Origin of the sequence: Streptomyces canus (assembly GCF_030815415.1) — a bacterium.
GTDB classification, from domain to species: domain Bacteria; phylum Actinomycetota; class Actinomycetes; order Streptomycetales; family Streptomycetaceae; genus Streptomyces; species Streptomyces canus_F.
Window position 1 is genome coordinate 1,135,985 of record NZ_JAUSWW010000001.1, and the last position, 26,967, is coordinate 1,162,951.

The following is a 26,967-nucleotide window of genomic DNA, read 5'->3' on the forward strand; positions in this document are numbered from 1 at the left end:
GTTGCGTACCCCGCAACGCATGCCGGAGGGATCAGCCCACGGGCTGTGCGTCGATCCGGTCCTGTACCCAGGTGTGGAACGCGCCGATGTGGTGCTCGCTGGGGACCAGGACGCCACCCTTTGCGTAGACCCGCGAGCTCATTCCCGGCTGGGTACGTTCGCAGGCGTCGAAGTCCTGCTGGTTCACGCGGTGGAACAACTCGACCGACCGGCTGACGTCCTTGCCGCTCTCGATGACGTGCGAGAGGTAGAGCCAGTCGCACTCGACGATCGTGCGGTCGACGGACACCGGATACATCCGGTGGAAGATCACATGGTCGGGGACCAGGTTGATGAACACCTGCGGCCTGACGGTGATCGCGTAGTAGCGCCGGTCCTGGTCCTCGGCCACCCCCGGAATGCGGTCCAGACCCTCCGAGCCGTCCACGGTGAAGCCCTGGACCTCCTCACCGAACTCGGCGCCGTGGCCCACGTAGTACTGCGCCGCGTAGCCGTCCGCGAACTCCGGGAGCACCTCGGTGAGTTCGGGGTGGATGGTCGCGCAGTGGTAGCACTCCATGAAGTTCTCGATGATGAGCTTCCAGTTGGCCTTCACGTCATAGACGATGCGCTTGCCGACCGACAGATTGTCGATGTCGTAGCGCTCGATCGACTCCACGTCGCCGAGGCGGGAGACGACCTCACCGATGACGTCCTCCTCGAAGGACGGCGGGTTCTCCGCCAGGCACACCCACACATAGCCCAGCCATTCCCGCACGTGGAGGTTGACCAGGCCGTACTCGGTCCGGTCGATGTCCGGCATCTTGGTCAGGTTGGGCGCCGCGACGAGCTTGCCGTCGAGCCCGTACGTCCAGGCGTGATACGGACACTGGAAGGCCCGCTTGACCTCGCCGGACTCCTCCGTGCACAGCTTGGCGCCACGGTGCCGGCAGACATTCAGGAAGGCCTTGACCGAGCTGTCCCGGGAGCGGGTGATCAGCACGCTCTCCCGTCCGACCTGGTAGGTGCGAAAGCTCCCGGGCTTGGCCAGTTCCGAGGCTCGGGCCACGCAGAACCACATAGCCTCGAAGATCCGTTCCTGTTCCAGGGCGAAGATCCCGGGGTCGGCGTAGTGCCCCCCTGGCAGGGTGGCGATCAGGCTCGGGGGCAGGCCCTCTTGGGTCACTGTCGGTCTCCTCATCGAGGGGCGGCCGAGTCGAGGCCGAACCAATTCTGGGTTGCGCATAGGGCAACAGCATCCGCCATATGGAACGAACGCCCAAACTGTCCCGCCGTCGACACCCACTGTCAAGAGGTCGGCGGATCGGACCTACCCTCCACACGCCACCCCTTGACCGGCACGGCATCGACGTTGGAGCATGTTGCGTATAGCTCTACTTGTTGCGTAATACGCAGCTAGACATTCGGAGGATGGCATGTCCCCTCGACCGCAGCCCGGCCGCGAGTTCGTCCTCACCCTGTCCTGTCCCGACCAGGCCGGAATCGTCCACGCCGTGACCACGTTCCTCGTGCGTCACTCCGGCAACATCCTGGAGAGCCAGCAGTTCGACGACCGGTTGCAGAACCGCTTCTTCATGCGGGTGCACTTCGATGTCTCGGATCCCGCGGTCTCGTTGGAGGAGCTGCGCACGGGGTTCGGTCCGGTCAGCCAGGCGTACGCGATCAGCTGGCGGCTGCAGGACGCCTCCACGCCGACGCGCACCCTGATCATGGTGTCGAAGTTCGGACACTGCCTGAACGACCTGCTCTTCCGCAGATCCACGGGCGCCCTCAACATCGAGATCCCGGCGATCGTCTCCAACCACCGCGAGTTCGAGCCGCTGGCGCGCACCTACGGCATCCCCTTCCACCACATCCCGGTGACGAAGGAGACCAAGGCGGAGGCCGAGGCGCGGCTGCTGGGTCTCGTCGACGAACTGGACGTCGACCTCGTGGTCCTCGCCCGCTACATGCAGATCCTCTCCGACGACCTGTGCAAGCAACTCGACGGACGGGCGATCAACATCCACCACTCGTTCCTGCCGAGCTTCAAGGGAGCCCGGCCGTACGTCCAGGCCCACCAGCGCGGCGTGAAGCTCGTCGGGGCGACAGCACACTACGTCACGCCCGACCTCGACGAGGGCCCGATCATCGAGCAGGACGTCGTCCGCGTGGACCACTCGCGCACCCCCGACGAACTGGTCGCCCTCGGCCGCGATGTCGAGGCCCAGGCACTCTCCCGCGCGGTGAAATGGCACAGCGAGAACCGTGTGCTGATCAACGGCCACTGCACGGTCGTCCTGCGCTGACAGATGACGGACAGCACCGGGTCCGCAGCGCTCAACAGCCCGCTGACCGGGCCGGCATCGGGCGCACCGTCGAATTCCACGCCACAGGTCTGACAGCGGACCCGTGATTATAGTTGCGCCATGAGCAACCACACGGCAGAGGGCGAGACAGCAGGGTCCGCGGTGAACGGGGTGCAGTCCGTCGACCGTGCCGTCAGCGTCCTGGAGATCCTCGCCCTGCGCGGCGAGGCGGGCGTCAGCGAGGTCGCCGCGCAGATCGACGTCCACAAGTCGACCGCCTTCCGCCTGCTCGGGGCGCTGGAGGCGCGCGGTCTGGTCGAGCAGACCGCCGAGCGCGGCAAGTACCGGCTCGGTTTCGGCATTGTGCGGCTGGCCGGCGCCGTCACGGGCCGTCTCGACGTGACACAGCAGGGCCGGCAGGTGTGCAAGCGGCTCAGCGAACAGGTCGGCGAGACCGTCAACATCGCGGTCCTCCAGGAGCATTACGCGGTCAACCTGTACCAGGTACGCGGTCCGGGCGCCGTCGGCACCCACAACTGGGTCGGGCAGCTCACCCCGGTGCACGCCACGTCGAGCGGCAAGATCCTGCTGGCCCACCTGCCGGCGAAGGAGCGCGCCGACGTGCTCGCGGCGTCCGGGCTGCAGAAGCTGACGTCGCGCACCCTGACCACCGAGGCGGCACTGGAGAAGGACCTCGCGGTGGCCCGGGAGCGCGGCTACGCGGTAAACCCTGGAGGAACTCGAGATCGGACTGCACGCCGTGGCGGCCCCGATCCGCACCCATGACGGCGAGGTCATCGCCGCCCTCAGCGCCTCCGGACCCGCGTACCGCCTCACCGAGGAGCGCGTCCACGAGCTCGTACCCACGCTCCTTCAGGGCGCGCAGGAGATCAGCCACCGGATGGGCTACCTGGGCTGACCCCAGCTCCTCCCCGACCGGTGGGCTGGGGTCCGGCGTTCGCTCAGACGTACTCCGTCGCCGCGTCCAGCAGCCAGTCGGTCAGATAACCGGCGAAGGACGACCGCACCAGGACCCAGAAACCGGCCCTGGAATCGGCCCGGGCGACCACGATGACCTGCGTACGGCCCAGGGTGGTCTGGGCGCAGCGTCCGGAGCCGAAACTCCGCGGATGCAGGTCCAGTGCGCAGCCGTGCGCCAGCAGATCGTGGGCACGGGGGCCCGCCACGAGCAGCGTGGTGCGCTGTGCGGAGACGTCGGTGACGGAGACGTGTTCGTCTCCCGCGGCCGTGCGGATCCGGCTCTCCAGCTCCCCCTCGCTTCCGGGCGGGCCCACCAGCAGCCATTCGTCCGGGCCGAGCCACAGCACAGTCAACTCCCCGGCCCGGACAACGGTGTTCGGCTGGAGGGGCAGTTGCAGGTCCAGCGCGAGCCCGACGGCTTCCGCCGCCGTTCCCTTGGCGTCCAGGCGCACATTGAGCTGGGCGAGGAAGGGGAGTTCAGCCAGGCGGACCGCACCCCCGGAGGTGCGGGTGGCGGCGGCCAGTCGGCCCGCGGCCTGTGCCAGGGGGCTGCGGGGCGGGGCGGTCAGTGCGGTGTCAGCCATCGCGGCGGGCTCCCTCGGGGTCGTAGAGGACGGGGCTTGCGACGGTCACCGGGACCAGCCGGTCGCCCACGGGGGCGTAGAGCCGCTCACCGATGCGCTCGCGGCCGCCCTTGATCAGGGCGAGCGCGAAGGTCCGGCCCAGCGCCGCGCTGCGGTAGCTGGAGGTGACGTGGCCGAGCATCGGGACGGGCGGTGCCGGAAGGACACGGTCGGCGACCAGGTGGGTGCCTTCCGGGAGGAAGGTCCCGGGGTCCTCGGGGAGGAGGCCGACCAGGTGCTTGCGGTCGGCGCGGACGGTGTCGGCGCGGGCGAAGGAACGCTTGCCGATGAAGTCGGGCTTCTTCTTCGACACGGCCCAACTCATGCCCAGATCCTGCGGGGTGACCGTGCCGTCGGTGTCCTGGCCGATGATGGGGTAGCCCTTCTCGGCGCGCAGGACATGCATGGTCTCGGTGCCGTACGGGGTGATGCCGTACGGCGCGCCGGCCTCGTACAGCGCCTCCCACAGGGCGCGGGCCTGCCACGGTGACACGTTGATCTCGTAGGCCAGTTCGCCGGAGAAGCTGATCCGGCAGACCCTGGCGTCGATGCCCGCGACGGTCGTCCCGCGCCACGCCATGAACGGGAAGTCGTCGTTGCCGACGGCGAGTTCGGGCGCGAGTGAGCCGAGGACGTCGCGGGAGCGGGGGCCGACCAGGGCGACGGTGGCCCACTGCTCGGTCACGGACGTGCAGTGGACCTTCAGTTCGGGCCACTCGGTCTGCAGCCACTCCTCCATCCAGTCCAGTACGGCGGCGGCGTTACCGGTCGTGGTGGTGACCAGGAAGCGGTCCTGGGCCAGTCGGATGACGGTGCCGTCGTCGAAGACCATGCCGTCCGGGCGGCACATGACGCCGTAGCGGATCATGCCGACCTTCAGGGTGCTGATCATGTTGGTGTAGAGCAGGTCGAGGAAGAGACCGGCGTCCGGGCCCTGGACGTCGATCTTGCCGAGGGTGGAGGCGTCCATGAAGCCGACGCTCTCCCGGGTGGCGGCGCACTCGCGCAGCACGGCGGTCTCCATGTCCTCGCCGCTGCGCGGGTAGTACCAAGGGCGCTTCCACTGGCCGACGTTCTCGAACAGGGCGCCGTGGTCGACGTGCCACTCGTGGATGGCGGTGGTGCGGACCGGGTCGCTCAGGACACCACGGTCGCGGCCGGCGAGCGCCGCGAAGGAGACCGGTGTGTACGGCGGCCGGAACGTGGTCGTGCCGAGTGCCGAGACGTCCACGCCGAGAAGTTCGGAGACCACACCGCTGGCCAGGACGCCGGACGTCTTGCCCTGGTCGTTGGCGGTGCCGGCGGTGGTGTAGCGCTTGGTGTGCTCGACCGAACGCATTCCGGCGCCGGCCGCCCGGGCCAGGTCGTCGACGGTGACGTCGCGTTGGAGGTCCACGAAGCGGTGGGGGCCGGAGGTGCCGGGGACGACGTACACGTGCATCGGGGGCGTCGGTCGCGGCTGTGCGGCCACCGCCGGGAGGCGGGGTGCCTGCGGGGTGTAGCCCTCGGACTCGATCGCCCGAGCACCGGCGGCGCTGCCGTGGGCCAGGACCTCGGCCGTGGCCAGGACGCCGTTCGCGCTGCCCACGACCTCGACCGCCTGCCGGCAGGTGTCGGGCACGAAGGAGCCGAGCGTCTCGTCGTAGCGGAGTCTTCCGCCTGCCTGGCTGTACAGGTGCGCGACCGGGTTCCAACCGCCGGAGACCAGCAGCAGGTCGGCGGCGAACTGGCGCTGTCCCGCGGAGTCCCCGTACGGGGCGACGGTCACCGCGGTCAGGCGGGGGGCGCCCTCCGTGCCGGTGACCGCGTGGCCGGTCAGCACCTCGATGCCGGCCTGGCGGGCGCGCTGCGCCCACTCCCCCGGTTCGGGGCGGGTGTCGACGACGGCGGTGATGTCCACGCCCGCCGCCTTCAGGTCCAACGCGGCCGCGTAGGCGCTGTCGTTGGTGGTGAAGACGACCGCGCGGCGGCCGGGGAGGGCCCCGTGGCGGTTGACGTGGGTGCGGGCCGCAGAGGCCAGCATCACTCCGGGGCGGTCGTTGTCCGCGAAGGCCAGTGAGCGTTCGTGGGCGCCGGTGGCGAGGACGACGCGGCGGGCGCGGATGCGCCAGACGCGTTCGCGGGAGACATTGTCGGGGGCTGCCGCGCCGAGGTGGTTGGTGCGGCGTTCCACGGCGAGGAGGTGGTTGTCGTCGTAGTAGCCGAAGACGGTGGTACGGCGCAGGACGCGGACCTCGGGTGCGGCGTCGAGGAGTTCGGCGGCCTCTGAGACCCAGTCGAGGTGTTCGCCGCTGCCCAGGAGGCTGCCGCCCGGCTCCGGCTGGTCGTCGGCGAGGATGACACGGGCGCCGCTCCTCGCCGCCGCGGCGGCTGCCGCGAGGCCGGCCGGGCCGGCGCCGACGACCAGGAGGTCGCAGTGGGCGTGCACGGCGTCGTAGCGGGCGGGGTCCGGGTCCGTGGCGAGGCGGCCCTGGCCGGGGAGGCTGGTCGCGACGAGGCCGTCGTAGAGCTCGACGGTGGTGGCGGGGAGCATCGGCTCGGGGAAGGGAGCCTCGATCTGGATGACCGCGTTGGGTTCTTCCACGCCGGCCGAGAAGATGCCTCGGGGGCGGCCGAGCTTGATGCTGGTGCCGGCCTGGATGACGCCGTTGGCGAGGAGGGCGGAGGCGAGGGTGTCGCCCTTGTAGCCCTGGTATTCGGTGCCGTCGAAGGTGAAGGTGAGGGGGGTGTCTCGGTGGATTCGGCCGCGGGTGGGGTGACGGAACGGTTGGCTTTCTTCGCCCCCGCCGCCCTTACCCTCCCCCAGAGGGGGGACCCCCACCATCCCCAGGGGCTCCGCCCCTTCGACCCCGCCAGGGGCTCCGCCCCTGGACCCCGTCGGCCCTGAAGGGGCCTCGTCCTCAAGCGCCGGACGGGCTGACTGCACTGGGCGGGGCTCAACAGGCGCCGGGCGTTCCTCTCCCGACCTGTACACCGTCAGGATCTCGTTCGTCGACGTGTCCCGTATCGCGTTGAACCACTTGCGGCAGCCCGCCGCGTGGCTCCAGCGTTCGGCGAAGGGGCCCTTGGTGTTGTCGCGGAAGAAGAGGTAGCGGGCCCACTCCTCGTCGGTGAGGGTCGACGGGGTCTCGGGGTACGGGACGTGGGCCTGGCCGCCGTAGTGGAACTCGGCCTCGTCGCGGGGCCCGCACCACGGGCAGGGGATGAGCAGCATGGATCGGCTCCCAGTATCCAGTGGTCCTAGTGGGCCACCGCGGCCGCGCCGTGCTCGTCGACGAGCGCGCCGGTGGTGAAACGGTCGAGCGAGAAGGGGGCGTTCAACGGATGCGGTGTGTCGTGGGCGATCGTGTGGGCATAGACCCAGCCGACACCCGGGGTGGCCTTGAAACCGCCCGTGCCCCAGCCGCAGTTGAGGTAGAGGTTGTCGACCGGGCTGAGGCCGATGATGGGTGAGGCGTCGGGGCTGACGTCGACGATGCCGCCCCAGGTGCGCAGGACGTGGGCGCGGGCGAAGACCGGGAAGAGTTCCAGGGCGGCCGCCATCTGTTCCTCGATGATGTGGAACGCGCCGCGCTGCGTGTAGGAGTTGTACGCGTCGATGCCCGCGCCCATCACCAGCTCGCCCTTGTGGGCCTGGCTGACGTAGACGTGGACCGCGTTGGACATGACCACCGTGGGGTGGACGGGTTCCAGCAGTTCCGACACCAGGGCCTGCAACGGGTGGCTCTGGACCGGGAGTTCGATGCCGGCCATCGCCGCGAGGACCGAGGTGTGGCCCGCCGAGCAGAGGGCGACCTTGCCCGCGGCGATCGGGCCCAGGTTGGTCTGGACCCCGACGACCCGGCCGCCGACCACGTCCAGGCCGGTCACCTCACAGTTCTGGATGATGTCGATCCCTGCCGCGTCCGCCGAGCGGGCCAGGCCCCAGGCCACGTGGTCGTGCTTGGCGATGCCCGCCCGGGGCTGGTAGGTGGCGCCCAGGACCGGATAGCGCACGTCCGGGGAGATGTTGACGATCGGGCAGACTTCCTTGACGCCGTCCGCGTCGAGCCATTCCGCGTCCACGCCGTTCAGGCGGTTCGCCTCCACTCGGCGCACGCTGTCGCGGACGTCCTGGAGGCTGTGGGCGAGGTTCAGCACACCGCGCTGGGAGAAGAGGATCGGGTAGTCCAGCTCCTCCGCCAGGCCCTCCCACAGCTTGAGCGCGTGCTCGTAGATGCCGGCGCTCTCGTCCCACAGGTAGTTGGAGCGGATGATCGTGGTGTTGCGGGCCATGTTGCCGCCCGCCAGCCAGCCCTTCTCCAGCACGGCGACGTTGGTGATGCCGTGGTTCTTCGCCAGGTAGTGGGCGGTGGCCAGGCCGTGGCCGCCACCGCCGACGACGATCACGTCGTAGGAGCGCTTGGGTTCGGGGTTGCGCCAGAGGAAGTCCGGGTGCTCCGGGAGTTCGGCGCCGGGGGTGCGGGGGCTCATCGGACGGCTCCGTCCTCGGGAAGGGACAGGTTCATACGGTGTTCGCGTTCCTCTCGGCGGCCTCGACGACGTTGGCCAGCAGCATCGCCCTCGTCATGGGGCCGACCCCGCCGGGCATGGGTGCGACCCATCCGGCGATCTCCGCCGCGTCCGGGTGGATGTCGCCGACCAGACCGCTGTCGGTGCGGGTGATGCCGACGTCCAGGACCGCCGCGCCGGGGCGCAGCATGTCCTTGGTGATCAGCCCGGGTGAGCCGGCCGCCGCGATGACGATGTCCGCCTCGCGTACGTGCCAGGCCAGGCCCTTGGTTCCGGTGTGGCACAGGGTCACGGTGGCGTTCTCGGAGCGGCGGGTGAGCAGCAGGCCGATCGGGCGGCCGACCGTGATGCCCCGGCCGATCACGCACACCCGGGCTCCGGCCAGCGGTACGTCGTAACGGCGCAGGAGTTCGACGATGCCGCGTGGGGTGCAGGGCAGCGGGGCTGACACGCCCAGGACGAGTCGGCCGAGGTTGACGGGGTGCAGGCCGTCGGCGTCCTTGGCCGGGTCCATGCGTTCCAGTACGGCGTTGGCGTCCAGGTGCTTGGGGAGCGGGAGTTGGACGATGTAGCCGGTGCAGGCCGGGTCGGCGTTGAGTTCGTCGATGACGTCCTCGACCTGCTTCTGGGTGGCGTCGGCGGGCAGTTCGCGGCGGAAGGAGGCGATACCGACCTGCGCGCAGTCGCGGTGCTTGCCGGCGACGTAGGCGTGGCTGCCCGGGTCGTCGCCGACCAGGACGGTGCCGAGGCCCGGCGGGCGCTCGCCGCCTGCGGTCAACTTGGCGACGCGCTCGGCGAGTTCGCGACGGATGTCGGCGGCCGTGGCTTTGCCGTCGAGCAGCTGTGCAGTCACCGGCTGTGCTCCTTCTGTCGAAGCCGACGCGGCAGGTCAGCCACGGAGGCGGGACATGGTGGGGTCGAACAGGGGCTCCTCGGCGACGACGGCCTCGACGCGCTGGTCGAAGTAGCCGATGTGCACGGTGGTGCCCGGGGCGGCGAGTTCGGCGGGCAGCCAGGCGTAGGCGATGCCCTTGCCGATCGTGTAGCCGTAGGAGGCGCTGGTGACGTAGCCGACCGCGCGGTCCCCGTCGTACACCGGCTCCTTGCCGAGGACGACCGCCTGCGGGTCGTCGACGGTGAGGCAGGTCAGCTTGCGCCGCACGTTCTCCTTGCGGCGCTCCAGGGCCTCCTTGCCGATGAAGTCGCCCTTGTCGGGCTTGACGGCGAAGCCGACGCCGGCCTCGTAGGCGTCGTGCTCGTAGGTCATGTCGGTGCCGAAGGAGCGGTAGCCCTTCTCCAGGCGGAGGCTGTTGAAGGCGCCGCGGCCCGCGATGATCCCGCCGAGGGGCCTGGCGGCCTGCCAGAGGGTGTCCCAGAGTTTCTGGCCCTGGTCTGCGGTGGTGTAGAGCTCCCAGCCGAGTTCGCCGACGTAGGACAGGCGCATCGCGGTGACCGGGACGCTGCCGATGTAGGCGCGCTTGGCGCGGAAGTACTTCAGGCCGTCGTTGCTGAAGTCCTCGTCCGTCAAGGGCTGGAGGACCTTGCGGGCCAGTGGGCCCCACAGGCCGATGCAGCAGGTGCCGGGGGTGATGTCGCGGACCTGGACGGTGCCGTCGGCGGGGAGGCGGCGGGTGAGCCAGTCGAGGTCGAGGTTGCCGTTGGCGCCGACCTGGAAGAGGTCGCGGGCGAGGCGGGCAACGGTGATGTCGCTGCGGATGCCGCCGTCGTGGTCCAGCACCAGGGTGTACGTCACCGAGCCGACCGACTTGGCGACCTTGCCGGTGACCAGCCGCTCCAGGAAGTCCGCGGCACCGGGTCCGGCGACCTCCAGGCGCTTGAGGGCCGTCATGTCGTACATCGCGACGGTCTCGCGGGTCACCTGGGCTTCGGCGCCGACGATGGGCGACCAGTACCGCGCGGCCCAGTCGTTGGGCGTGGGGATGGAACGGCCCTCGACCAGGCCCGCGTTGGCCTCGTACCACTGGGGGCGCTCCCAGCCGTTCGCCTCCAGGAAGAAGGCGCCGTGCTCCTCCTGGCGGGCGTAGAAGGGGCTCTTGCGGATCGGGCGCGGGTGGCCGGAGGGCTGGAGGGGGTGGAGGATGTCGTAGACCTCGACGAAGTTCTGGCAGTCGCGGGCCAGGACGTACTCCGGGGCGAGCTGGTGCGGCTCGAAGCGGTTGACGTCGCACTCGTGCAGGTCGAAGGACGAGCAGTGGCCGTCCACCAGCCATTCGGCCATCGCCCGGCCGACGCCCGCGGAGTGGGTGACCCAGACCGCCTCGGCGACCCAGAAGCCCTTGACGTCCTGGGACTCGCCGAGCAGCGGGAAGTTGTCGGTGGTGAAGGAGAAGAGGCCGTTGATGCCCTCCTCGACCTTGGCGTCCTTCGTCACGGGGAGCAAGGACTGGGTCTCGGTCCAGGCCGGCTCGAAGTCCTCCTCGGTGAACTTCAGGACGGACGGCATGTCGTCGGCCTCGTCGACGGAGAGGATGTCGTCGGCCGTGATGGGCATCGGGCGGTGGCCGTAGTAGCCGATACCGATGGCGTCGAAGCGGTCGCGGTAGTAGAGGTCGGCGTCCTGGTGGCGCAGGATCGGGCGGACCGCCTCCTCGGTCTGGCCGGCGAGCGCCGGTACCGGGCCGGTCCAGGCGAGCTGGTGGGCGAGCGGGGTCAGCGGGAGGTTCATGCCGGCCATGCGGGCGATCTTCGGGCCCCAGATGCCGGCGCAGCACACGACGATGTCGGCGGGGATCTCGCCCTGGTCGGTGAGGACGCCGGTGACGCGGCCCTCGCTCTGCCGGACGTCGAGGACCTCGTGGCGGGCCAGGAAGCGTACGCCGCGTTCGGTGGCCCGGCGGATCTGCGCCTCGACGGCGAGGACGGCCTTGGCGAGGCCGTCCGTCGGGACCAGCAGACCGCCGAGGACCTTGTCCCGGTTGACCAGGGGGTGCTGCTCGACGCACTCGTCGGCGCTCAGCAGCCTGCTCTCGACGCCCCAGGCGGTGATCCAGCCGTGCCGGCGCCGCAGTTCCACCAGGCGCTCGGGGGTGGTCGCCACCTCCAGGCCGCCGACCTGGAGGAAGCAGGTCTTGCCGTCCACGTCGAGGGAGCAGAACTTCTCGACGGTGTAGCGGGCCAGCTCGGTCATGGTCTTGGAGGAGTTCGTCTGGAAGACCAGCCCCGGGGCGTGCGAGGAGGAACCGCCGGTGGCGGGCAGCGGGCCCTGGTCGACCACGGTCACCTCGGTCCAGCCGCGCGCGGAGATCTCGTCCGCGAGGGCCGCTCCCACGACGCCCGCTCCGATGATGACCACTCGGGGTCCCGCCATCGCCGCACCTCCGGATTGTTGACCAGCCGAGCCGATCGAGTTGCTGTCTGCGCAACGTGACTCAGGTTGCGCAACTCAATGTGCCTTCCGTGCAGGTGGGTGTCAAGGGGGCCGGGACCTCGGAAAACAGGGCGTGACACGGCAATGCCCGGTGGACGGTGCGCGCGGGGTGCGCACCGTCCACCGGGCATGTCCGACCGGTCTTCGACTCCTGGTCCGCCGGGGCTACTTGAGCCAGGCGTCCACCTTGTCGCGGTTGGCCTCGACCCACTTCTTGGCGGCCGCCTCGGGGGTCATCTTGTCGACCGCGATGTACTTCGCCACGACGTTCTGGTCGTCGTTGGTCCAGTTGAAGTTCTTCACCAGGTCATAGGCGGGGCTGCCGGACTTGGCGAACTTCGCACTGACGATCTTGTCCAGGTCGTATACGGGGTAGTCGCAGGCGACCTTCTCCGCGTCGGCGTCGCAGCCGTCCTTGTACGCGGGCAGTTCGACCTTCTTCAGCGGCACCTCGGACAGGAACCACTGCGGCTCGTAGAAGTAGCCGATCACCCATTCCTTGTTCTTCTCCGCATTGCGGAAGGCCTGGATGAGCGCGGTCTCGCTGCCCGCGTACACCACCTTGAAGTCCAGCTTCAGGTTCTTCACCAGGGCCTCGTCGTTGGTGACGTACGACGGGTCGCCGTCGAGGAGCTGGCCCTTGCCACCCGACTCGGAGGTCTTGAACTTCGACGCGTACTTGTTGAGGTTCTTGGAGTCGAGGATGTCGGGGTGCGCCTTGGCCAGCCACGGCGGCACGTACCAGCCGATGATGCCCTTGTTGCCGGTCGAGCCGGCCTCCACGGCGGTCTTCTGGTCGGTGATGTACTTCTTCTTCAGGTCGGGGTGGCCCCAGTTCTCCAGGACGGTGTCGACCTCACCGGTCCCGAAGCCCTGCCAGGCGATCTCTTCCTTCAGGTCCTTCGAGTTGACCTTGCAGCCGAGGTCGTTCTGCGCGACGTAGGCGACGACGGCCGCGTCCGCCTCGTAGCCCACCCACGGGTTGACCGCGAGGTTGAAGGTGCCGCACTTGCCCGACTCACCGGCCGCCGCGGAGTCGTCGCCGACCTTCGCGCCGCCGCAGGCCGTGAGGGTGAGGCCGAGTATCGCCACGCCGGCCGCGCCGGCCCGCCAATGTCTTGCCATGGTGTGGTGCTCCTTATGCGGAGGTGCGGCGAGCCGCTGCCTGAGTGATCCGGTCGAACATGACACCGAGAAGGACGATGGCGAGCCCCGCGGCGAGCCCCTTCCCGTACAGCTGTTGCTGTGAGAATCCGGCCACGACGTCGTAGCCGAGGGCGCCCGCGCCCACCAGGCCGCCCACCACGACCATCGACAGCACGTAGATCAGGCCCTGGTTGGTCGCGAGGGTCAGGGCGCTGCGTGCCATCGGCAGCTGGACCTTGGTGATGATCTGCCAGGTGTTGCACCCGGCGGAGGTGGCCGCCTCCACGGTGGTGGCGGGCACGTTCCGCACGCCGTCCGCGATGATCTTCATGGCGACGGGGGCGGCGTAGACGACGGCCGCGACGATCGCGGTGAAGCGGGTCGCGCCGAACAGGGCGAGGAACGGGACGAGATAGACGAACGGCGGCATGACCTGTGCCGCGTCCAGCGTGGGCCGCAGCAGCCGGTCCGCCAGGGCACTGCGTCCCATCCAGACGCCGAAGCAGATGCCGAGGAGCATCACGAGCACCGTGGCCACGGCGGTCGACGCGAGGGTCGTCATGCTGTCCGACCACACCCCGGTGCCGACGAGCAGCCCTACACACACCGCCGTGGTGATGCCGGCCCGCCATCCGCCGAGGACGACGCCGATCCCGATCAGGGCGGCTCCGACGAGCCACCACGGGGAGTCGGTGAGCAGCGACTGGAACGGGTTGAGCAGGCCGTTGGTGATGGCGTCCCGGAACGCGTTGGTCATACCCGACAGGTTGTCCTGCGCCCAGGTGGTCACGGTGTCCGCGCCGCTGCGGATGGCCCGGCCCGTGCCTCCCTCGCCGGGGAACTCCGCCGCCCACAGATAGGTGTGCGAGAGATAGATCAGGACCGCCGTGACCGCCGCGCCCGCGCCCAGCAGCGGGCGCCGCCAGGCCAGGAAGCGGTTCTTCGAGCGCCGCGCCGCCTCCGCGCGGGTGCTCGCCGCGGTGGTGACGCGGTCCAGCACGATCGCCAGGACGACGATGGCCAGGCCCGCGTTGAAGGCGGTCCCGACATCCAGCGACTGGAGTGCCTGCAGGACGGTCTTGCCGAGGCCGGGCGCGTCGATCAGGGCGGCGATGGTCACCATGGCCAGGGCGGCCATGATGGTCTGGTTCACGCCCATCACCACGGTCCGCTTGGACATCGGCAACAGCACCTTCGTCAGGGACTGCCGTCGGGTGGCGCCGAGCGAGTCGGCCGCCTCGACCGTGGTGTGCGGCACGGAGCGGATGGCGTGCGCGGTGATGCGGATCGTCGGCGGCGCCGCGTAGATCAGCGTGGCGATCGTGGCCGAGGCCGGGCCGATCTGGAAGAACAGGGTCAGCGGGGCCAGGTAGACGAGGGTCGGCATCGTCTGCATGAGGTCCAGGAAGGGCGTGACGATCCGGTCGAACCGGTCGGACAGCCCTGCCCACACGCCCAGCGGGATCGCGAACAGCAGCGCCACGAAGACCGCGGAGACGGTGAGCGCCAGGGTGTCCATGCTCTCCTGCCACAGGCCCTGCAGGCCCAGGAAGGTGAAGCCGGCCACCACAAGGAGCGCGACCCGCCAGTTGCCGACGGCCCAGGAGCCGAAGCCCACGATGCCGACGACGCCGAGCCAGCCGATCTGCGGGACGGGCCGGTCGCCGGTCGGCTGGGAGATCAGCTCCTGCACGAAGGTCACCACGTTGCCGATGACCAGGCGGATCTCGTTGAAGAAGTACAGGAAGAGCGGGTTGGAGTTGCGGTTCGCGCCGATGGAGTCGTTGACGTCGTTGAACCACCGGTGCAGATCGGTCAGGTCGGCCGCTGCCAGCGTGAGGGTCTGCTTGCCGCGCAGTACGGCGAAGAGCACCAGCCAGACGACGAGGATCGCGGCGATCACCATGGACCGGCTGACCCTGCGCACGGGTTTGACGGGCGCCGGCTCCTCCGCGGCCCCGGTCTTCTCCGGTTTCTCCATGACGACGGTCATTACGCGCCGCCTTCCTGCCCGGCGACCACCGCGAGGATCTCCTCGTCGCCGACGATGCCGAGCAGCTTGCCGTTCTCCACGACCTTGACCGGCTTGTCGGCCGCGAGCACCGCCCGGGTGGCCTCCTTGACCACGACGTCCGGACCCAGTTCGGGTCCGTCCAGTTCGTCGCCGTCCGCCGGCGGGCGCATGATCCACCGCAGGGTGAGCACATCGCCGCGCGGTACGTCCTTCACGAACTCGCGCACGTAGTCGTCGGCGGGGGCGCCGACGAGTTCGTCGCCGGTGCCGCACTGGACCATCTTGCCGTCGCGCATGATAAGGATGCGGTCGCCCAGCTTGAGGGCCTCGGAGAGGTCGTGGGTGATGAACACCATCGTCTTGCCGACCTCGTGGTGCAGCCGGATGACCTCGTTCTGCATGTCACGGCGGATCAGCGGGTCGAGCGCGGAGAACGGCTCGTCGAAGAAGAGGACGTCGGGGTCGCCCGCCAACGCCCGGGCCAGGCCCACGCGTTGCTGCATACCGCCGGAGAGCTGGTCGGGGTAGGAGTTCTCGTAGCCCGAGAGGCCGACGAGCTCGACGACCTCCAGGGCCCGCTTGTTCCGCTCGGCCCTGCTCATGCCGCGGATCTCCAGGCCGAACGACACGTTGTCGACGACGCGACGATGGGGCAGCAGACCGAAGTGCTGGAAGACCATGGAGAACTTGCGGCGCCGCAGATCGCGCAGCCGCCGGTCGTCGGCCTTGCGGATGTCCTCGCCCTCGAAGACGATCTCGCCGGCGGTGGGTTCGATCAGCCGGGTGAGACATCGCACCAGCGTGGACTTGCCGGAGCCCGACAGACCCATGACGACGAACACCTCACCGGGCGAGACGTCGAAGTGGACGTCGCGTACGGCGGCGGTGCACCCGGTGCGGTCCATGAGTTCGCGGCGGGTCAGGCCGCGCAGCTCCTCGGAGTCCGGCACCTGGTCCGCCTTCGGCCCGAACACCTTCCACAGCCGGCGCACGGATATGACCGGGGTGGAGCCCGAGTCCTGGGGCGTGCCGCGCCGCGGTGGCACCTCGGTCTGTGTGGTCACGTTCGACCTTCTTTCGGCGTTCAGCCGCTGAACCAGCGCTGCGGACGGGGTTGGATGTTCTGCCAGATGTGCTTGGGCTCTCGGTACTCGTTCAGGCCGGTCGGTCCCAGTTCCCGGCCCACGCCCGAGTGTCCGAAGCCACCCCATTCCGCTTGCGGCACATAGGGGTGGTAGTCGTTGATCCACACCGTGCCGTGCCGCAGCCGCCGGGCGACCCGCTGGGCCTTGCCGGCGTCCTGTGTCCACACGGCTCCGGCGAGTCCGTACTCGGTGTCGTTGGCGATGCGTACGGCGTCGTCCTCGTCGGTGAACCGCTCCACGGTGAGCACGGGTCCGAAGGACTCCTCGTGCACCACCCGCATGTCCTGCCGGCACTCGTCGAGCACGGTCGGCGGGTAGTAGTGGCCGTCCGCGAGGGCCGGGTCGTCGGGGCGCGCACCGCCGCAGCGCAGTACGGCGCCCTCGGCGAGGCCCGCGGCGACGTACGCCTCGACCTTCTCCAGGTGCTGCGCGGAGATCAGCGCACCGGTCTCCGCATGGGAGTCGAAGGGCCCGCCGAGGCGGATCAGACGGGCGCGGCGCACGACCTCGTCGACGAAGGCGTCGTGCAGGGAGTCCTCGACGATCAGCCGGGCGCCGGCCGAGCAGACCTGCCCGGAGTGCAGGAAGACGGCCGTGAGGGCGAAGTCGACGGCCGTTTCGAAGTCTGCGTCGGCGAAGACCACGTTGGGGTTCTTGCCGCCGAGTTCCAGCGCCACCTTCTTCACGCCCGCCGCGGCGGTCGCCATGATGCGCTTGCCGGTCTCCAGGCCTCCGGTGAAGGAGACCATGTCGACGGCCGGGTGCTCGGAGAGCGGTGCGCCCACCTCGGGGCCGGTGCCCAGGACGAGATTGGCGGCGCCGGCCGGGATGCCGGCCTCCTCGAGCGCCTTCATCAGCAGGATCGAGGTGGAGGGGGTGAGTTCGCTGGGCTTGAGGACGATCGTGTTGCCGGCCAGCAGAGCCGGGGCGACCTTCCAACTGGCTTGCAGCAAAGGGTAGTTCCACGGAGTGATCAGACCACACACGCCGACCGGCTCGTACACGACACGACTGACGGCGTCGTCGCGGCCGGTGTCGATCGCGCGGCCGGTGTCGGTGCCGCCGAGCCCGCCGTAGTAGCGGAAGCAGGAGACGACGTCGGCGATGTCGTACTCGCTCTCCACCAGGCGCTTGCCGGTGTCCAGCGACTCGGCGCGCGCGAACTCCTTGGCGTCGCGCTCGAGGATGTCGGCGGTACGCAGCAGCAGCGCGCCGCGCTCGCGTTCGGGGGTGCCGGGCCAGGGGCCTTCGTCGAAGGCGCGGCGGGCGGCGACGATCGCCGCTTCGGTGTCGGGGCGTGTCCCTTCCGAGACGGTCGCCGCGAGCGAGCCGTCAGCGGGACATCGGATCTCCCGGTGCCCGCCGGCCACCGGATCCCGCCATTCGCCAGCCACATACAGGTCTGCCACGCGCCGAGCCTTTCAACGGAAATTCGTTGCGCATCATGCACCCAATTGCTTGTGGTGGAACACAGTGGCGAATGTCCGGACAGACGTCAAGGGGTTCGCCGATGCCGTTCTCACCTTGAGACCACTTGCCCGACCACCCTTGACCGCGGGCCGCACCGAGCCGACCATGTTGCGTATCGCTCACCTTGTTGTGCAATACGCACCAACGGAGGCCGCACATGTCCCCTCGCCCACAACCAGGCCGTGAGTACGTCCTCACCCTCTCGTGTCCCGACAGCGCCGGGCTGGTCCACGCCGTGAGCGGCTTTCTCGTCAGGAACTCAGGAAACATCCTGGAAAGCCAGCAGTTCGACAACCGACTTCAGGGCCGGTTCTTCATGAGGGTCCACTTCGACGTTTCCGATCCGAACGCCGATCTGGAACATCTGCGTTACCGGTTCGGTCCGGTCGCCCAGGCCTACGGGATCACCTGGACGCTGAGCGACGCCTCGACCCCGACCCGGACGCTGATCATGGTGTCCAAGTTCGGCCACTGCCTCAACGACCTGCTGTTCCGCAAGCGCACCGGCTCCCTCAACATCGAGATCCCCGCGATCGTCTCCAATCACCGGGACTTCGAGGGGCTCGCGGAGACCTACGGCATCCCCTTCCACCACGTCCCGGTCACCCGGGACACCAAGGACCAGGCCGAGGCGCGCCTGCTGGAGCTGGTGCGCGACCTGGACATCGACCTGGTCGTGCTGGCCCGGTACATGCAGATCCTCTCCGACGACCTGTGCAAGCAGCTCGAGGGCCGCGCCATCAACATCCATCACTCCTTCCTCCCCAGTTTCAAGGGGGCCCGACCCTACGACCAGGCCTACCAGCGCGGAGTGAAGCTGGTCGGCGCGACGGCGCACTATGTGACCCCGGACCTGGACGAGGGCCAGATCATCGAGCAGGACGTGATCCGGGTGGACCACTCACTGGACCCCGGCGACCTGGTCACGGTCGGACGCGACGTGGAGGCACAGGTCCTCGCGCACGCGGTGAAGTGGCACAGCGAGAGCCGGGTGATGGTGGACGACAACCGCACGGTGGTCTTCCGCTGAGCGACACCGATAAAGGGGCGGGGCCGGATTACGGCCCCGCCCCCTTCGTATGCGAGTCGGTCAGCCGTCCAGCCGGTCGCGCAGCTCGCGACGCCACCGCTCCGTCTCGGCGATCTGGTTGAACGTGAACAGGTGCAGCCCGGCCACACCCGCCGAGGGCGCGGTGAGGGCCTGTTCGGCCCGGGTCAGCAGCCGTTCGGGCGCGTATCCGCCGGGTGCCGCGAACCGCACGAACCACGAAGGGTGCTTCGTCAGGAAGCGTGTCGACTCCCCCACTCCGATCTTCGTCGCCATGGCCAGCAGCTTGGCCCGCTGCACCGGCCCGGCGACGCCCACGTGCACCGGCAGGGTGACGTCGCGGCGCCGCAGCCGGACGATCCACTCCCCCAGGACCCGCGGATCGAAGCAGAGGTTGCTCACGACGTACGTGGCGTGCTCGCGCTTGTCCCACATCGACTGGATGGTGATGTCGTCGTGGATGAGGGGATGGCTCTCGGGATAGCCGGTGACGCCGACCCGTGCGAACGGGCTGCCCAGCTCGCCCAGGGCGCGCAGCACCGGCAGCGCGCCCTCGTAGGCGCCGGCGGGCGGATCGGCGTCCCCCGCGGGGACGAAGACGTCGTCGACGCCGGACTCACGGAGCCGGTCGGACACCTCTTTGAGATGGACCTCGTCGCGCAGCAGCCGCGCGGGCACGTGCGGGACCACCCGGTGGCCGTGCGCCGCGAGCCGCTCGGTCAGGGCGAGGGTCGGTTCCAGGCCCTTGACCGGCGACGCCGTCACGGTGACGACGACGTCGCGCGGCACATGGGCGAGCACCTTGTCCTCGGTCGCCCCGGCGGGCAGCACCTCGTAGCGGACGCTGTCCAGCAGCGCCCGTAGCCCTGTGGCGGCCAACGTCTATCCCGCCTGCTTCTGGGCGTCGCGGTGGCGGTAGAACACGGCCTTCGAGGGCGCGAGCGGTTCCTTGCCGAGGATCAGGTCGGCGGCCTTCTCCGCGACCATCATCACGGGGGCGTAGATGTTGCCGTTGGTGACGTACGGCATCACCGACGCGTCGACGACCCGCAGGCCCTCCACCCCGTGCACGCGCATGCTGGCGGGGTCGACGACGGACATCTCGTCGGTGCCCATCTTGCAGGTGCAGGACGGGTGCAGCGCGGTCTCGCCGTCCTTGGCGACCCAGGCGAGGATCTCCTCGTCGCTCTCCACCGACGGCCCGGGAGAGACCTCGCCGTCGTTGAAGGGGGCGAGCGCGGGCTGGTTGAGCAGCTTGCGGGCCACCCGGATCGCCTCGACCCATTCGCGGCGGTCCTGCTCGGTGGAGAGGTAGTTGAAGCGCAGGGCCGGGTGTTCGCGCGGGTCCTTGCTCTTGATCTTCACCGAGCCGATGGCGTCGGAGTACATGGGTCCGACGTGCACCTGGTAGCCGTGGCCGCCCGCGGGCACGGAGCCGTCGTAGCGGACCGCGATCGGCAGGAAGTGGAACATCAGATTGGGGTAGTCCACGTCGTCGTTGCTGCGGGCGAAGCCGCCGGCCTCGAAGTGGTTGGTGGCGGCCGGGCCCTTGCGGAAGAGCCACTGCAGGCCGATGAAGGGGGCGCGCCACTTCGCCAGGTAGGGCTGCATGGAGACAGGTTGTTTGCAGGCGTACTGGATGTACACCTCCAGGTGGTCCTGCATGTTCTCGCCGACACCGGGGAGGTCGTGGACGACGTCGATGCCGAGGGCGCGCAGCTCCTCGGCGTTGCCGATGCCGGAGAGCTGGAGCAGTTGCGGGGAGTTGATGGCGCCGCCGCACAGGATGACTTCCCTGGCGCGGACCTGCTGGGGGGCGCCCTTGCCGCGCTGGTACTCGACGCCGACGGCCTTCTTGCCCTCGAAGAGGACGCGGGTGACCAGGGCGCGGGTCTTGACGGTGAGGTTGGGGCGCTTGCGCACCGGCTTGAGGTACGCCTTGGAGGCCGACAGCCGGCGTCCGCGGTGGACGTTGCGGTCGAACTTGGCGAAGCCTTCCTGCCGGTAGCCGTTGACGTCGTCCGTGGGGGCGTAGCCGGCCTCCTCGGTGGCCTTCTGGAAGGCGGTGAAGAGCGGGTTGGTGGCGGGGCCGCGTTCGAGGACGAGGGGGCCGTCGTGGCCGCGGAACTCGTCGTCCGGGTCGGCGGCGAGACAGTTCTCCATCCGCCGGAAGTACGGCAGGCAGTGCGCGTAGTCCCAGGACTCCATGCCGGGGTCGGCCGCCCAGCGTTCGTAGTCCAGGGGGTTGCCGCGCTGGAAGATCATGCCGTTGATGCTGCTGGAGCCGCCCAGGACCTTGCCGCGGGCGTGGTAGACGCGGCGGCCGCCCATGTGGGGCTCGGGCTCGGACTCGTACTTCCAGTCGTAGAACCGGCTGCCGATGGGATACGTCAGCGCCGCGGGCATCTGGATGAAGACGTCCCACGGGTAGTCGGACCGGCCGGCCTCCAGTACCAGTACCCGGTTCGCCGGGTCCGCGGAGAGCCTGTTCGCCAGTGCGCTGCCGGCCGATCCGCCGCCGACGATGACGAAGTCGTATTGCAGGGGAGCCATGGTGCCTCGTCTCGCTCGCGCCGTAGATATGCGAGGCATGCTAGCGCCGTAGCGCTATACGCACCAGGTTGCGAACGGCGCAACTTCGGGGACCTTGTTTCAGTACCGTTACTTGCAGTCGTGTTGTTTACTACGCGTATAGTTTCACTGTGAGCAACTACAGCACTGACACAGAAACGTCGAATTCACAAGTCGGCGGCGTGCAGTCCGTGGACCGCGCCATCAGCGTCCTGGAGATCCTCGCTCAGCGTGGCGAGGCGGGCGTCAGTGAGGTGGCGGGCGAGATCGACGTCCACAAGTCCACCGCGTTCCGCCTGCTCGGCGCCCTGGAGGCGCGCGGTCTGGTGGAGCAGGCGGGCGAGCGGGGCAAGTACCGTCTCGGCTTCGGCATCGTGCGGCTGGCCGGCGCGGTGACCGGGCGTATCGACATCACCCAGCAGGGCCGCCCGGTCTGCGAGCGTCTCGCGGAGGAGATCGGCGAGACCGTCAACATCGCGGTCATGCAGGAGCACTACGCGATCAACCTGTACCAGGTGCGCGGTCCGGGGGCCGTCACCGCGCACAACTGGGTCGGCCAACTGACCCCGCTGCACGCCACGTCCAGCGGCAAGATCCTGCTGGCGCACATGCCGGCCAAGGAGCGCGCGACGCTGCTGAGCGAGACCGGCATGAAGAAGGTCACCGCGCGGACCATCACCGCGAAGACGAAGCTCGAGAAGAACCTCGCCGACGCCCGGGAGCGCGGCTACGCCTTCACCCTCGAGGAGCTGGAGATCGGCCTGCACGCCATGGCCGCCCCGGTCCGCAACCGCGACGGCGAGGTCATCGCCGCACTCAGCGCCTCCGGACCCGCGTACCGCTTCACCGAGGAGCGTCTGCACGAGCTCTCCCCGGTGCTCCTCAAGGGCGCCGAGGAGATCAGTCACCGGATGGGTTACCTGGGCTGAGTCACCCTAGGGGTGCGCCCAGACGCTCGTTCACCCAGTCGTGGAAGGCACCGATGTGGTGCTCACTGGGTACCAGGACGCCTCCCTTGGCGTACATCCGGGAGCTCATCCCGGGCTGTGTGCGTTCGCACGCGTCGAAGTCCTGCCGGTTGACCCGGTCGAAGAGCTCCACGGACCGGCTGACGTCCTTGCCGCTCTCGATGACGTGCGGGAGGTAGAGCCAGTCGCACTCGACGATCGTGCGGTCGACGGACACCGGATACATCCGGTGGAAGATCACATGGTCGGGGACCAGGTTGATGAACACCTGCGGCCTGACGGTGATCGCGTAGTAGCGCCGGTCCTGGTCCTCGGCCACCCCCGGAATGCGGTCCAGACCCTCCGAGCCGTCCACGGTGAAGCCCTGGACCTCCTCACCGAACTCGGCGCCGTGGCCCACGTAGTACTGCGCCGCGTAGCCGTCCGCGAACTCCGGGAGCACCTCGGTGAGTTCGGGGTGGATGGTCGCGCAGTGGTAGCACTCCATGAAGTTCTCGATGATGAGCTTCCAGTTGGCCTTCACGTCATAGACGATGCGCTTGCCGACCGACAGGTTGTCGATGTCGTAGCGCTCGATCGACTCCACGTCGCCGAGGCGGGAGACGACCTCACCGATGACGTCCTCCTCGAAGGACGGCGGGTTCTCCGCCAGGCACACCCACACATAGCCCAGCCATTCCCGCACGGCCACGCTCACCAGGCCGTACTCGGTGCGGCCGACGTCGGGCATCTTGGTCAGGTTGGGCGCCGCGACGAGCTTGCCGTCGAGGCCGTAGGTCCAGGCGTGGTACGGGCACTGGAAGGCCCGCTTGACCTCGCCGGACTCCTCCGTGCACAGCTTGGCGCCGCGGTGCCGGCAGACGTTGAAGTAGGCGCGGACGGAGTGGTCACGCGCCCGGGTGACGAGGATGCTCTCGCGGCCGACGTCGACGGTGCGGAAGGCGCCGGGCCTGGCCAGTTCGGAGGCGCGCGCGACGCAGAACCACATGGTCTCGAATATGCGCTCCTGCTCCTGCGCGAAGATCTGCGGATCCGTGTAGGAGGAGCCGGGGAGGGTGGCGATCAGGCTGTCCGGCAGACCGGTCGAGGTCACAGGGCACTCCTCGGGAAACGTCAGGGAGGGGTCATTCACGCGCCGGGAAGAGCGACTCCGGACGGTGTTCTGTATGGAGCAACGCTGCGTGCCATATGCAACCGCAGCATGGGATGCCTGAGAGGCGGTGTCAAGAGCCCGCGGCGGCGAGCTGCTTGCGCCAGCGCGTGAACAGCCGCGGCTGGTTCATACCGAGTACGGCGACCGGATCTCCGGCGCGCCGGTAGACGGCCAGCACGTCACGGTCGTCCGCGGTGCCCGCCTCTATGGTCACGCTGTCGGCGGCGGCCGCGTGCCCGACGAACTGGATCTTCACGCCGTACTGGTCGGACCAGAAATACGGCGGCCGGGGCACACCCGGTTCCAGCGCGCCGCCCGCCAGCAAGGTGGCGATCGCGGCGTCGGGCCGCTCCCGGGCGCCGGTCCAGTGCTCGACACGGCGGTGGAAGCCCGCGCGCGGGTCGTACCAGTTGGCGCAGTCACCGACCGCGACCACCCCGGCCAGCGTGGTGCGGCCGTCGGCCCCGCACTTGACGCCGTTGTCGAGTTCGACGCCCGATCCCGCCAGCCAGTCGACGCACGGACGTGCGCCCACGCCGACGACGACGATGTCGGCCGGGACGCTGCGGCCGTCCTCGAGCAGGACGGCGTCGACCCGGCTCTCCCCGCTCAGCCCTTTGACCCCCACGCCGCACAGCAGCCGTACGCCGTGGTCGGCGTGGAGGGCGGAGACGACGGCCCCCATGGTCTCCCCGAGCGGCGCCGCCAGCGGCGTCGGAGCCACCTCGACGACGGTCACGTGCAGACCGAGCGCGTACGCCGTGGAGGCGACCTCGGCGCCGATGAAGCCGCCGCCGATCACCACCAGCCGTCCACCGCGGGCCAGTTCGTCCCGCAGGGTGCGGGCGTCGTCCAGGGTCCGCAGGGTGTGCACTCCCGCCAGCCCCTCGGAGCCGGGGAGGGTGCGGGCCGCGGCGCCGGTCGCGATGACGATGCCGTCGGCGCGCACCTCACGTCCGTCGGCGAGCCGGACCGCGCGGTCCGTACGGTCGAGTCCGACGGCGCGGGTACCGAGCAGCCACTCCGCCCGCAGGTCCTCGTCACCGGCCTCCAGGGAGAGTTCGGTCTCGCCGAGGGTGCCGGCCAGGAACTCCTTGGAGAGCGGGGGCCGGTCGTAGGGCCGGTGGAGCTCGTCCCCGATGACGACGAGCCGTCCGTCGTAGCCCTGCTTGCGCAGTGAGCGCGCCGCCGACAGACCGGCCAGCGAGGCGCCGACCACGGCGACGGTCCTCACGCGGGACCCCCGGCGAGCCGGGCGGATATGCAGGGCGGGAGGTTGGGCGCCGCCGTGGACACCCGGACATAGACCATGCCGTCCTCGACGAAGACCTCGTGCGTCCGGACCGGCAGCTTGGCCGGCGGGGCGTCGACCGCGCCGGTCCTCAGGTCGAACTTCGAGGCGTGCAGCGGGCATTCCACCTCGCAGCCCTCCAGCCAGCCGTCGGCGAGCGAGGCGTCCTGGTGGGTGCAGGTGTCGTCGATGGCGTAGAGCTCGCCGTCGTCGGTGTGGAACACCGAGACCGGCGGGTCTGTGTCGAGCCGGTGGGCCTCACCTCGCGGGAGATCCGCGAGACGGCACGCGGGAATCATCATGACACCTCGGTGCGTATAGCGAAACGGATTGCGGTAAGCGCAACATCAGTCTGGGGTCGGCCAGAAACCTTGTCAAGGCATTCAGAGAGCACTGTGAGCCGATCGGTTTGTTGCGCACAACAGAACTAAGTCCACATAGAACAACAGCAGCCCGCCGTATCGGCTCACGACAACCGCGAGCCGATACGGCGGGTATGTACGGGTATATAGGGGACGTCCGCGGGCGTCAGAAACCGCGGTCGATCCACTCCTGCACATGCGGAGCCTCGGCGGCGACGGTGGTCGCGTCCCCGTGCCCGGTGTGCACGACGGTCTCGCCGGGCAGCGTGAGCAGCCGGTCCCGGATCGAGTCGACGATGGTCGGGAAGTGGCTGTACGACCGTCCCGTCGCCCCGGGTCCACCGGCGAACAGCGTGTCGCCGCTGAACAGCGCCGTCAGGGCGGGGGCGTGGAGGCAGACCGCACCTGGGGCGTGCCCGGGGGTGTGCAGCACGGTCAGTTCGACGCCGGCCACCGCGAGGACCCAGCCATCGGCCAGTTCACCGTCGGGCGAGCGGTCGGGGTGGGTCTGCTTCCACAGCGGCAGGTCGTCCGGGTGGAGCAGGATCGGGGCGCCGGTGCGCTGCGCGAGTGCGGGCGCCGCGTCGATGTGGTCGTTGTGGGCGTGGGTGCACACGATCGCCCGCACGGTGCGTCCGCCGACGGCCGCCGCGATGGCCTCGGCGTCGTGCGCGGCGTCGATGACGATCACCTCGTCGTCGTCGCCGACGATCCACACGTTGTTGTCGACGTCCCAGGTGCCGCCGTCCAGCGAGAACGTGCCCGAGGTGACGAGGTGTTCGATGCGGGCGGCCATCAGAACACCACCACCGAGCGCAGGACGTCGCCGCCGTGCATCCGCTCGAAGGCCTTCTCCACCTCGTCGAGGGCTATGGTCTCCGTGACGAAGGCGTCCAGGTTCAGGCGGCCCTGAAGATAGAGGTCGACGAGCATCGGGAAGTCCCGCGAGGGCAGGCAGTCGCCGTACCAGGAGGACTTCAGCGAACCGCCGCGACCGAAAACGTCCAGGAGGGGGAGTTCGAGCTTCATCTCCGGCGTGGGCACGCCGACGAGCACGACCGTTCCGGCGAGGTCACGGGCGTAGAAGGCCTGCCGGTACGTCTCGGGGCGGCCGACCGCCTCGATGACGACGTCGGCGCCGAAGCCGCCGGTCAGCTCACGGATCGCCTCGACCGCGTCGGCGTTCCTGGAGTTGACGGTGTGGGTCGCGCCCAGCTTCTTGGCGGTCTCCAGCTTGTTGTCGTCGATGTCGACGGCGATGATCCGCGATGCGCCCGCGAGGCCGGCCCCCACGACCGCCGCGTCCCCGACGCCCCCGCAGCCGATCACCGCGACCGTGTCACCGCGTCCGACGTTGCCGGTGTTGATGGCGGCGCCGATGCCCGCCATCACCCCGCACCCCAGCAGGCCCACGGCCGCCGCCGACGCTGCGGGGTCGACCTTCGTGCACTGCCCCGCCGCCACCAGCGTCTTCTCCGCGAAGGCGCCGATACCCAGCGCCGGCGACAGCTCGGTGCCGTCGAGCAAGGTCATCTTCTGCTTCGCGTTGTGGGTGTCGAAGCAGTACCACGGCCGTCCTCGCAGACACGCCCGGCACTGACCGCACACCGCGCGCCAGTTGAGGATCACGAAGTCACCGGGGGCTACATCGGTGACGCCCTCCCCCACCGCCTCCACGACGCCCGCCGCCTCATGGCCCAGCAGGAAGGGGAAGTCGTCGTTGATGCCGCCCTCGCGATAGTGCAGATCGGTGTGGCAGACCCCGCAGGCCTCGACCTTCACCAGCGCCTCGCCCGGCCCCGGGTCGGGCACGATGATCGTCTCCAGGCTGACGGGGGCGCCCTTGCCCCGCGCGACGACAGCACGCACCTGGTGCGTCATGGCCACTCCTCGGCTGGTCGAGACTCGAATCAGATGTTGCTCATTACGGCACGCATCTCATGTGTCGCAACACAGCATCATGCAGCGCCGAGCGGCGGTCAAGGCACACGACGGGGGGTTCTGACG

The 26,967-nt window shown here is 69.4% G+C and carries 20 protein-coding genes and 1 pseudogene; 4 read left to right on the forward strand and 17 right to left on the reverse strand.

Annotation, left to right across the window (positions count from 1 at the left end; genetic code table 11):
* Positions 1-31 precede the first annotated feature (31 nt).
* A complete protein-coding gene (locus tag QF037_RS05310) occupies positions 32-1,165 on the reverse strand; it encodes an aromatic ring-hydroxylating oxygenase subunit alpha (protein WP_307022321.1) in 1,134 nt (377 codons plus the stop codon).
* Positions 1,166-1,415: 250 nt separating this feature from the next.
* Here QF037_RS05310 and purU (QF037_RS05315) point away from each other — a divergent pair, with 250 nt between their 5' ends.
* A complete protein-coding gene (gene purU / locus QF037_RS05315; RefSeq protein WP_307022324.1) occupies positions 1,416-2,288 on the forward strand; it encodes a formyltetrahydrofolate deformylase in 873 nt (290 codons plus the stop codon).
* A 120-nt stretch (positions 2,289-2,408) separates the two neighbouring features.
* Positions 2,409-3,207 (forward strand): annotated as a pseudogene (locus QF037_RS05320) (IclR family transcriptional regulator).
* Positions 3,208-3,250: 43 nt separating this feature from the next.
* On the opposite strand, the gene QF037_RS05325 reads toward QF037_RS05320, so the two are convergent.
* The 9 genes from QF037_RS05325 to QF037_RS05365 all read right to left on the reverse strand — a co-directional run bounded on the left by QF037_RS05325 (position 3,251) and on the right by QF037_RS05365 (position 17,506).
* Positions 3,251-3,853: a sarcosine oxidase subunit gamma gene (locus QF037_RS05325; protein ID WP_307022325.1), complete on the reverse strand. Its 603-nt coding sequence runs from the start codon at positions 3,851-3,853 to the stop codon at positions 3,251-3,253.
* Positions 3,846-7,106 carry a sarcosine oxidase subunit alpha family protein gene (locus QF037_RS05330; protein ID WP_307022327.1) on the reverse strand — a complete coding sequence of 1,087 codons (3,261 nt, stop codon included), beginning with the start codon at positions 7,104-7,106 and terminating at the stop codon, positions 3,846-3,848. Before QF037_RS05330 ends, QF037_RS05325 begins: the two co-directional genes overlap by 8 nt.
* A gap of 26 nt (positions 7,107-7,132) precedes the next feature.
* Positions 7,133-8,365: a sarcosine oxidase subunit beta family protein gene (locus tag QF037_RS05335; protein ID WP_266819105.1), complete on the reverse strand. Its 1,233-nt coding sequence runs from the start codon at positions 8,363-8,365 to the stop codon at positions 7,133-7,135.
* A gap of 31 nt (positions 8,366-8,396) precedes the next feature.
* Positions 8,397-9,257 carry a bifunctional methylenetetrahydrofolate dehydrogenase/methenyltetrahydrofolate cyclohydrolase gene (locus QF037_RS05340; RefSeq protein ID WP_307022330.1) on the reverse strand — a complete coding sequence of 287 codons (861 nt, stop codon included), beginning with the start codon at positions 9,255-9,257 and terminating at the stop codon, positions 8,397-8,399.
* A 36-nt stretch (positions 9,258-9,293) separates the two neighbouring features.
* Complete coding sequence (locus QF037_RS05345; RefSeq protein WP_307022331.1) at positions 9,294-11,732, reverse strand: GcvT family protein; 2,439 nt, start codon at positions 11,730-11,732, stop codon at positions 9,294-9,296.
* 225 nt (positions 11,733-11,957) lie between these two features.
* Positions 11,958-12,917 carry an ABC transporter substrate-binding protein gene (locus QF037_RS05350; protein WP_307022333.1) on the reverse strand — a complete coding sequence of 320 codons (960 nt, stop codon included), beginning with the start codon at positions 12,915-12,917 and terminating at the stop codon, positions 11,958-11,960.
* Between the two features lie 13 nt (positions 12,918-12,930).
* A complete protein-coding gene (locus QF037_RS05355) occupies positions 12,931-14,931 on the reverse strand; it encodes an ABC transporter permease (protein ID WP_307022335.1) in 2,001 nt (666 codons plus the stop codon).
* Positions 14,931-16,016 (reverse strand): quaternary amine ABC transporter ATP-binding protein, encoded by a 1,086-nt coding sequence (locus QF037_RS05360; RefSeq protein WP_307022337.1) that lies wholly within the window; start codon positions 16,014-16,016, stop codon positions 14,931-14,933. Before QF037_RS05360 ends, QF037_RS05355 begins: the two co-directional genes overlap by 1 nt.
* A gap of 20 nt (positions 16,017-16,036) precedes the next feature.
* The gene (locus QF037_RS05365; RefSeq protein ID WP_307022339.1) at positions 16,037-17,506 is read right to left on the reverse strand and encodes an aldehyde dehydrogenase family protein; all 1,470 of its coding nucleotides are present in this window, start codon (positions 17,504-17,506) and stop codon (positions 16,037-16,039) included.
* A gap of 218 nt (positions 17,507-17,724) precedes the next feature.
* Between QF037_RS05365 and purU (QF037_RS05370) the strand changes: the two genes are divergently transcribed.
* Positions 17,725-18,597: a formyltetrahydrofolate deformylase gene (purU, locus tag QF037_RS05370; RefSeq protein ID WP_307022340.1), complete on the forward strand. Its 873-nt coding sequence runs from the start codon at positions 17,725-17,727 to the stop codon at positions 18,595-18,597.
* A 60-nt stretch (positions 18,598-18,657) separates the two neighbouring features.
* Here purU (QF037_RS05370) and QF037_RS05375 read toward each other — a convergent pair whose 3' ends face one another.
* Together QF037_RS05375 and betA are read right to left on the reverse strand one after the other, a co-directional pair.
* Positions 18,658-19,494, reverse strand: coding sequence for a 5,10-methylenetetrahydrofolate reductase (locus tag QF037_RS05375; RefSeq protein WP_307022342.1), 837 nt, complete (start codon positions 19,492-19,494; stop codon positions 18,658-18,660).
* Positions 19,495-19,497: 3 nt separating this feature from the next.
* Positions 19,498-21,168: a choline dehydrogenase gene (gene betA / locus QF037_RS05380; protein WP_307022344.1), complete on the reverse strand. Its 1,671-nt coding sequence runs from the start codon at positions 21,166-21,168 to the stop codon at positions 19,498-19,500.
* 200 nt (positions 21,169-21,368) lie between these two features.
* On the opposite strand from betA, the gene QF037_RS05385 reads away from it, so the two are divergent.
* On the forward strand, positions 21,369-22,115 hold the full coding sequence (locus tag QF037_RS05385) for an IclR family transcriptional regulator (protein ID WP_307036997.1): 747 nt from the start codon (positions 21,369-21,371) through the stop codon (positions 22,113-22,115).
* A gap of 1 nt (position 22,116) precedes the next feature.
* On the opposite strand, the gene QF037_RS05390 is transcribed toward QF037_RS05385, so the two are convergent.
* From QF037_RS05390 to QF037_RS05410, 5 genes are all read right to left on the reverse strand, one after another.
* Positions 22,117-23,247, reverse strand: a complete 1,131-nt coding sequence (locus QF037_RS05390) for an aromatic ring-hydroxylating oxygenase subunit alpha (RefSeq protein ID WP_307022346.1) — start codon at positions 23,245-23,247, stop codon at positions 22,117-22,119.
* A gap of 130 nt (positions 23,248-23,377) precedes the next feature.
* Positions 23,378-24,541, reverse strand: a complete 1,164-nt coding sequence (locus tag QF037_RS05395) for an NAD(P)/FAD-dependent oxidoreductase (RefSeq protein ID WP_307022347.1) — start codon at positions 24,539-24,541, stop codon at positions 23,378-23,380.
* Positions 24,538-24,900 (reverse strand): bifunctional 3-phenylpropionate/cinnamic acid dioxygenase ferredoxin subunit, encoded by a 363-nt coding sequence (locus QF037_RS05400; protein ID WP_307022349.1) that lies wholly within the window; start codon positions 24,898-24,900, stop codon positions 24,538-24,540. Before QF037_RS05400 ends, QF037_RS05395 begins: the two co-directional genes overlap by 4 nt.
* 226 nt (positions 24,901-25,126) lie before the next feature.
* Positions 25,127-25,756, reverse strand: a complete 630-nt coding sequence (locus QF037_RS05405; protein WP_307022351.1) for an MBL fold metallo-hydrolase — start codon at positions 25,754-25,756, stop codon at positions 25,127-25,129.
* Positions 25,756-26,841: an S-(hydroxymethyl)mycothiol dehydrogenase gene (locus QF037_RS05410; protein ID WP_307022353.1), complete on the reverse strand. Its 1,086-nt coding sequence runs from the start codon at positions 26,839-26,841 to the stop codon at positions 25,756-25,758. Before QF037_RS05410 ends, QF037_RS05405 begins: the two co-directional genes overlap by 1 nt.
* Positions 26,842-26,967 lie beyond the last annotated feature (126 nt).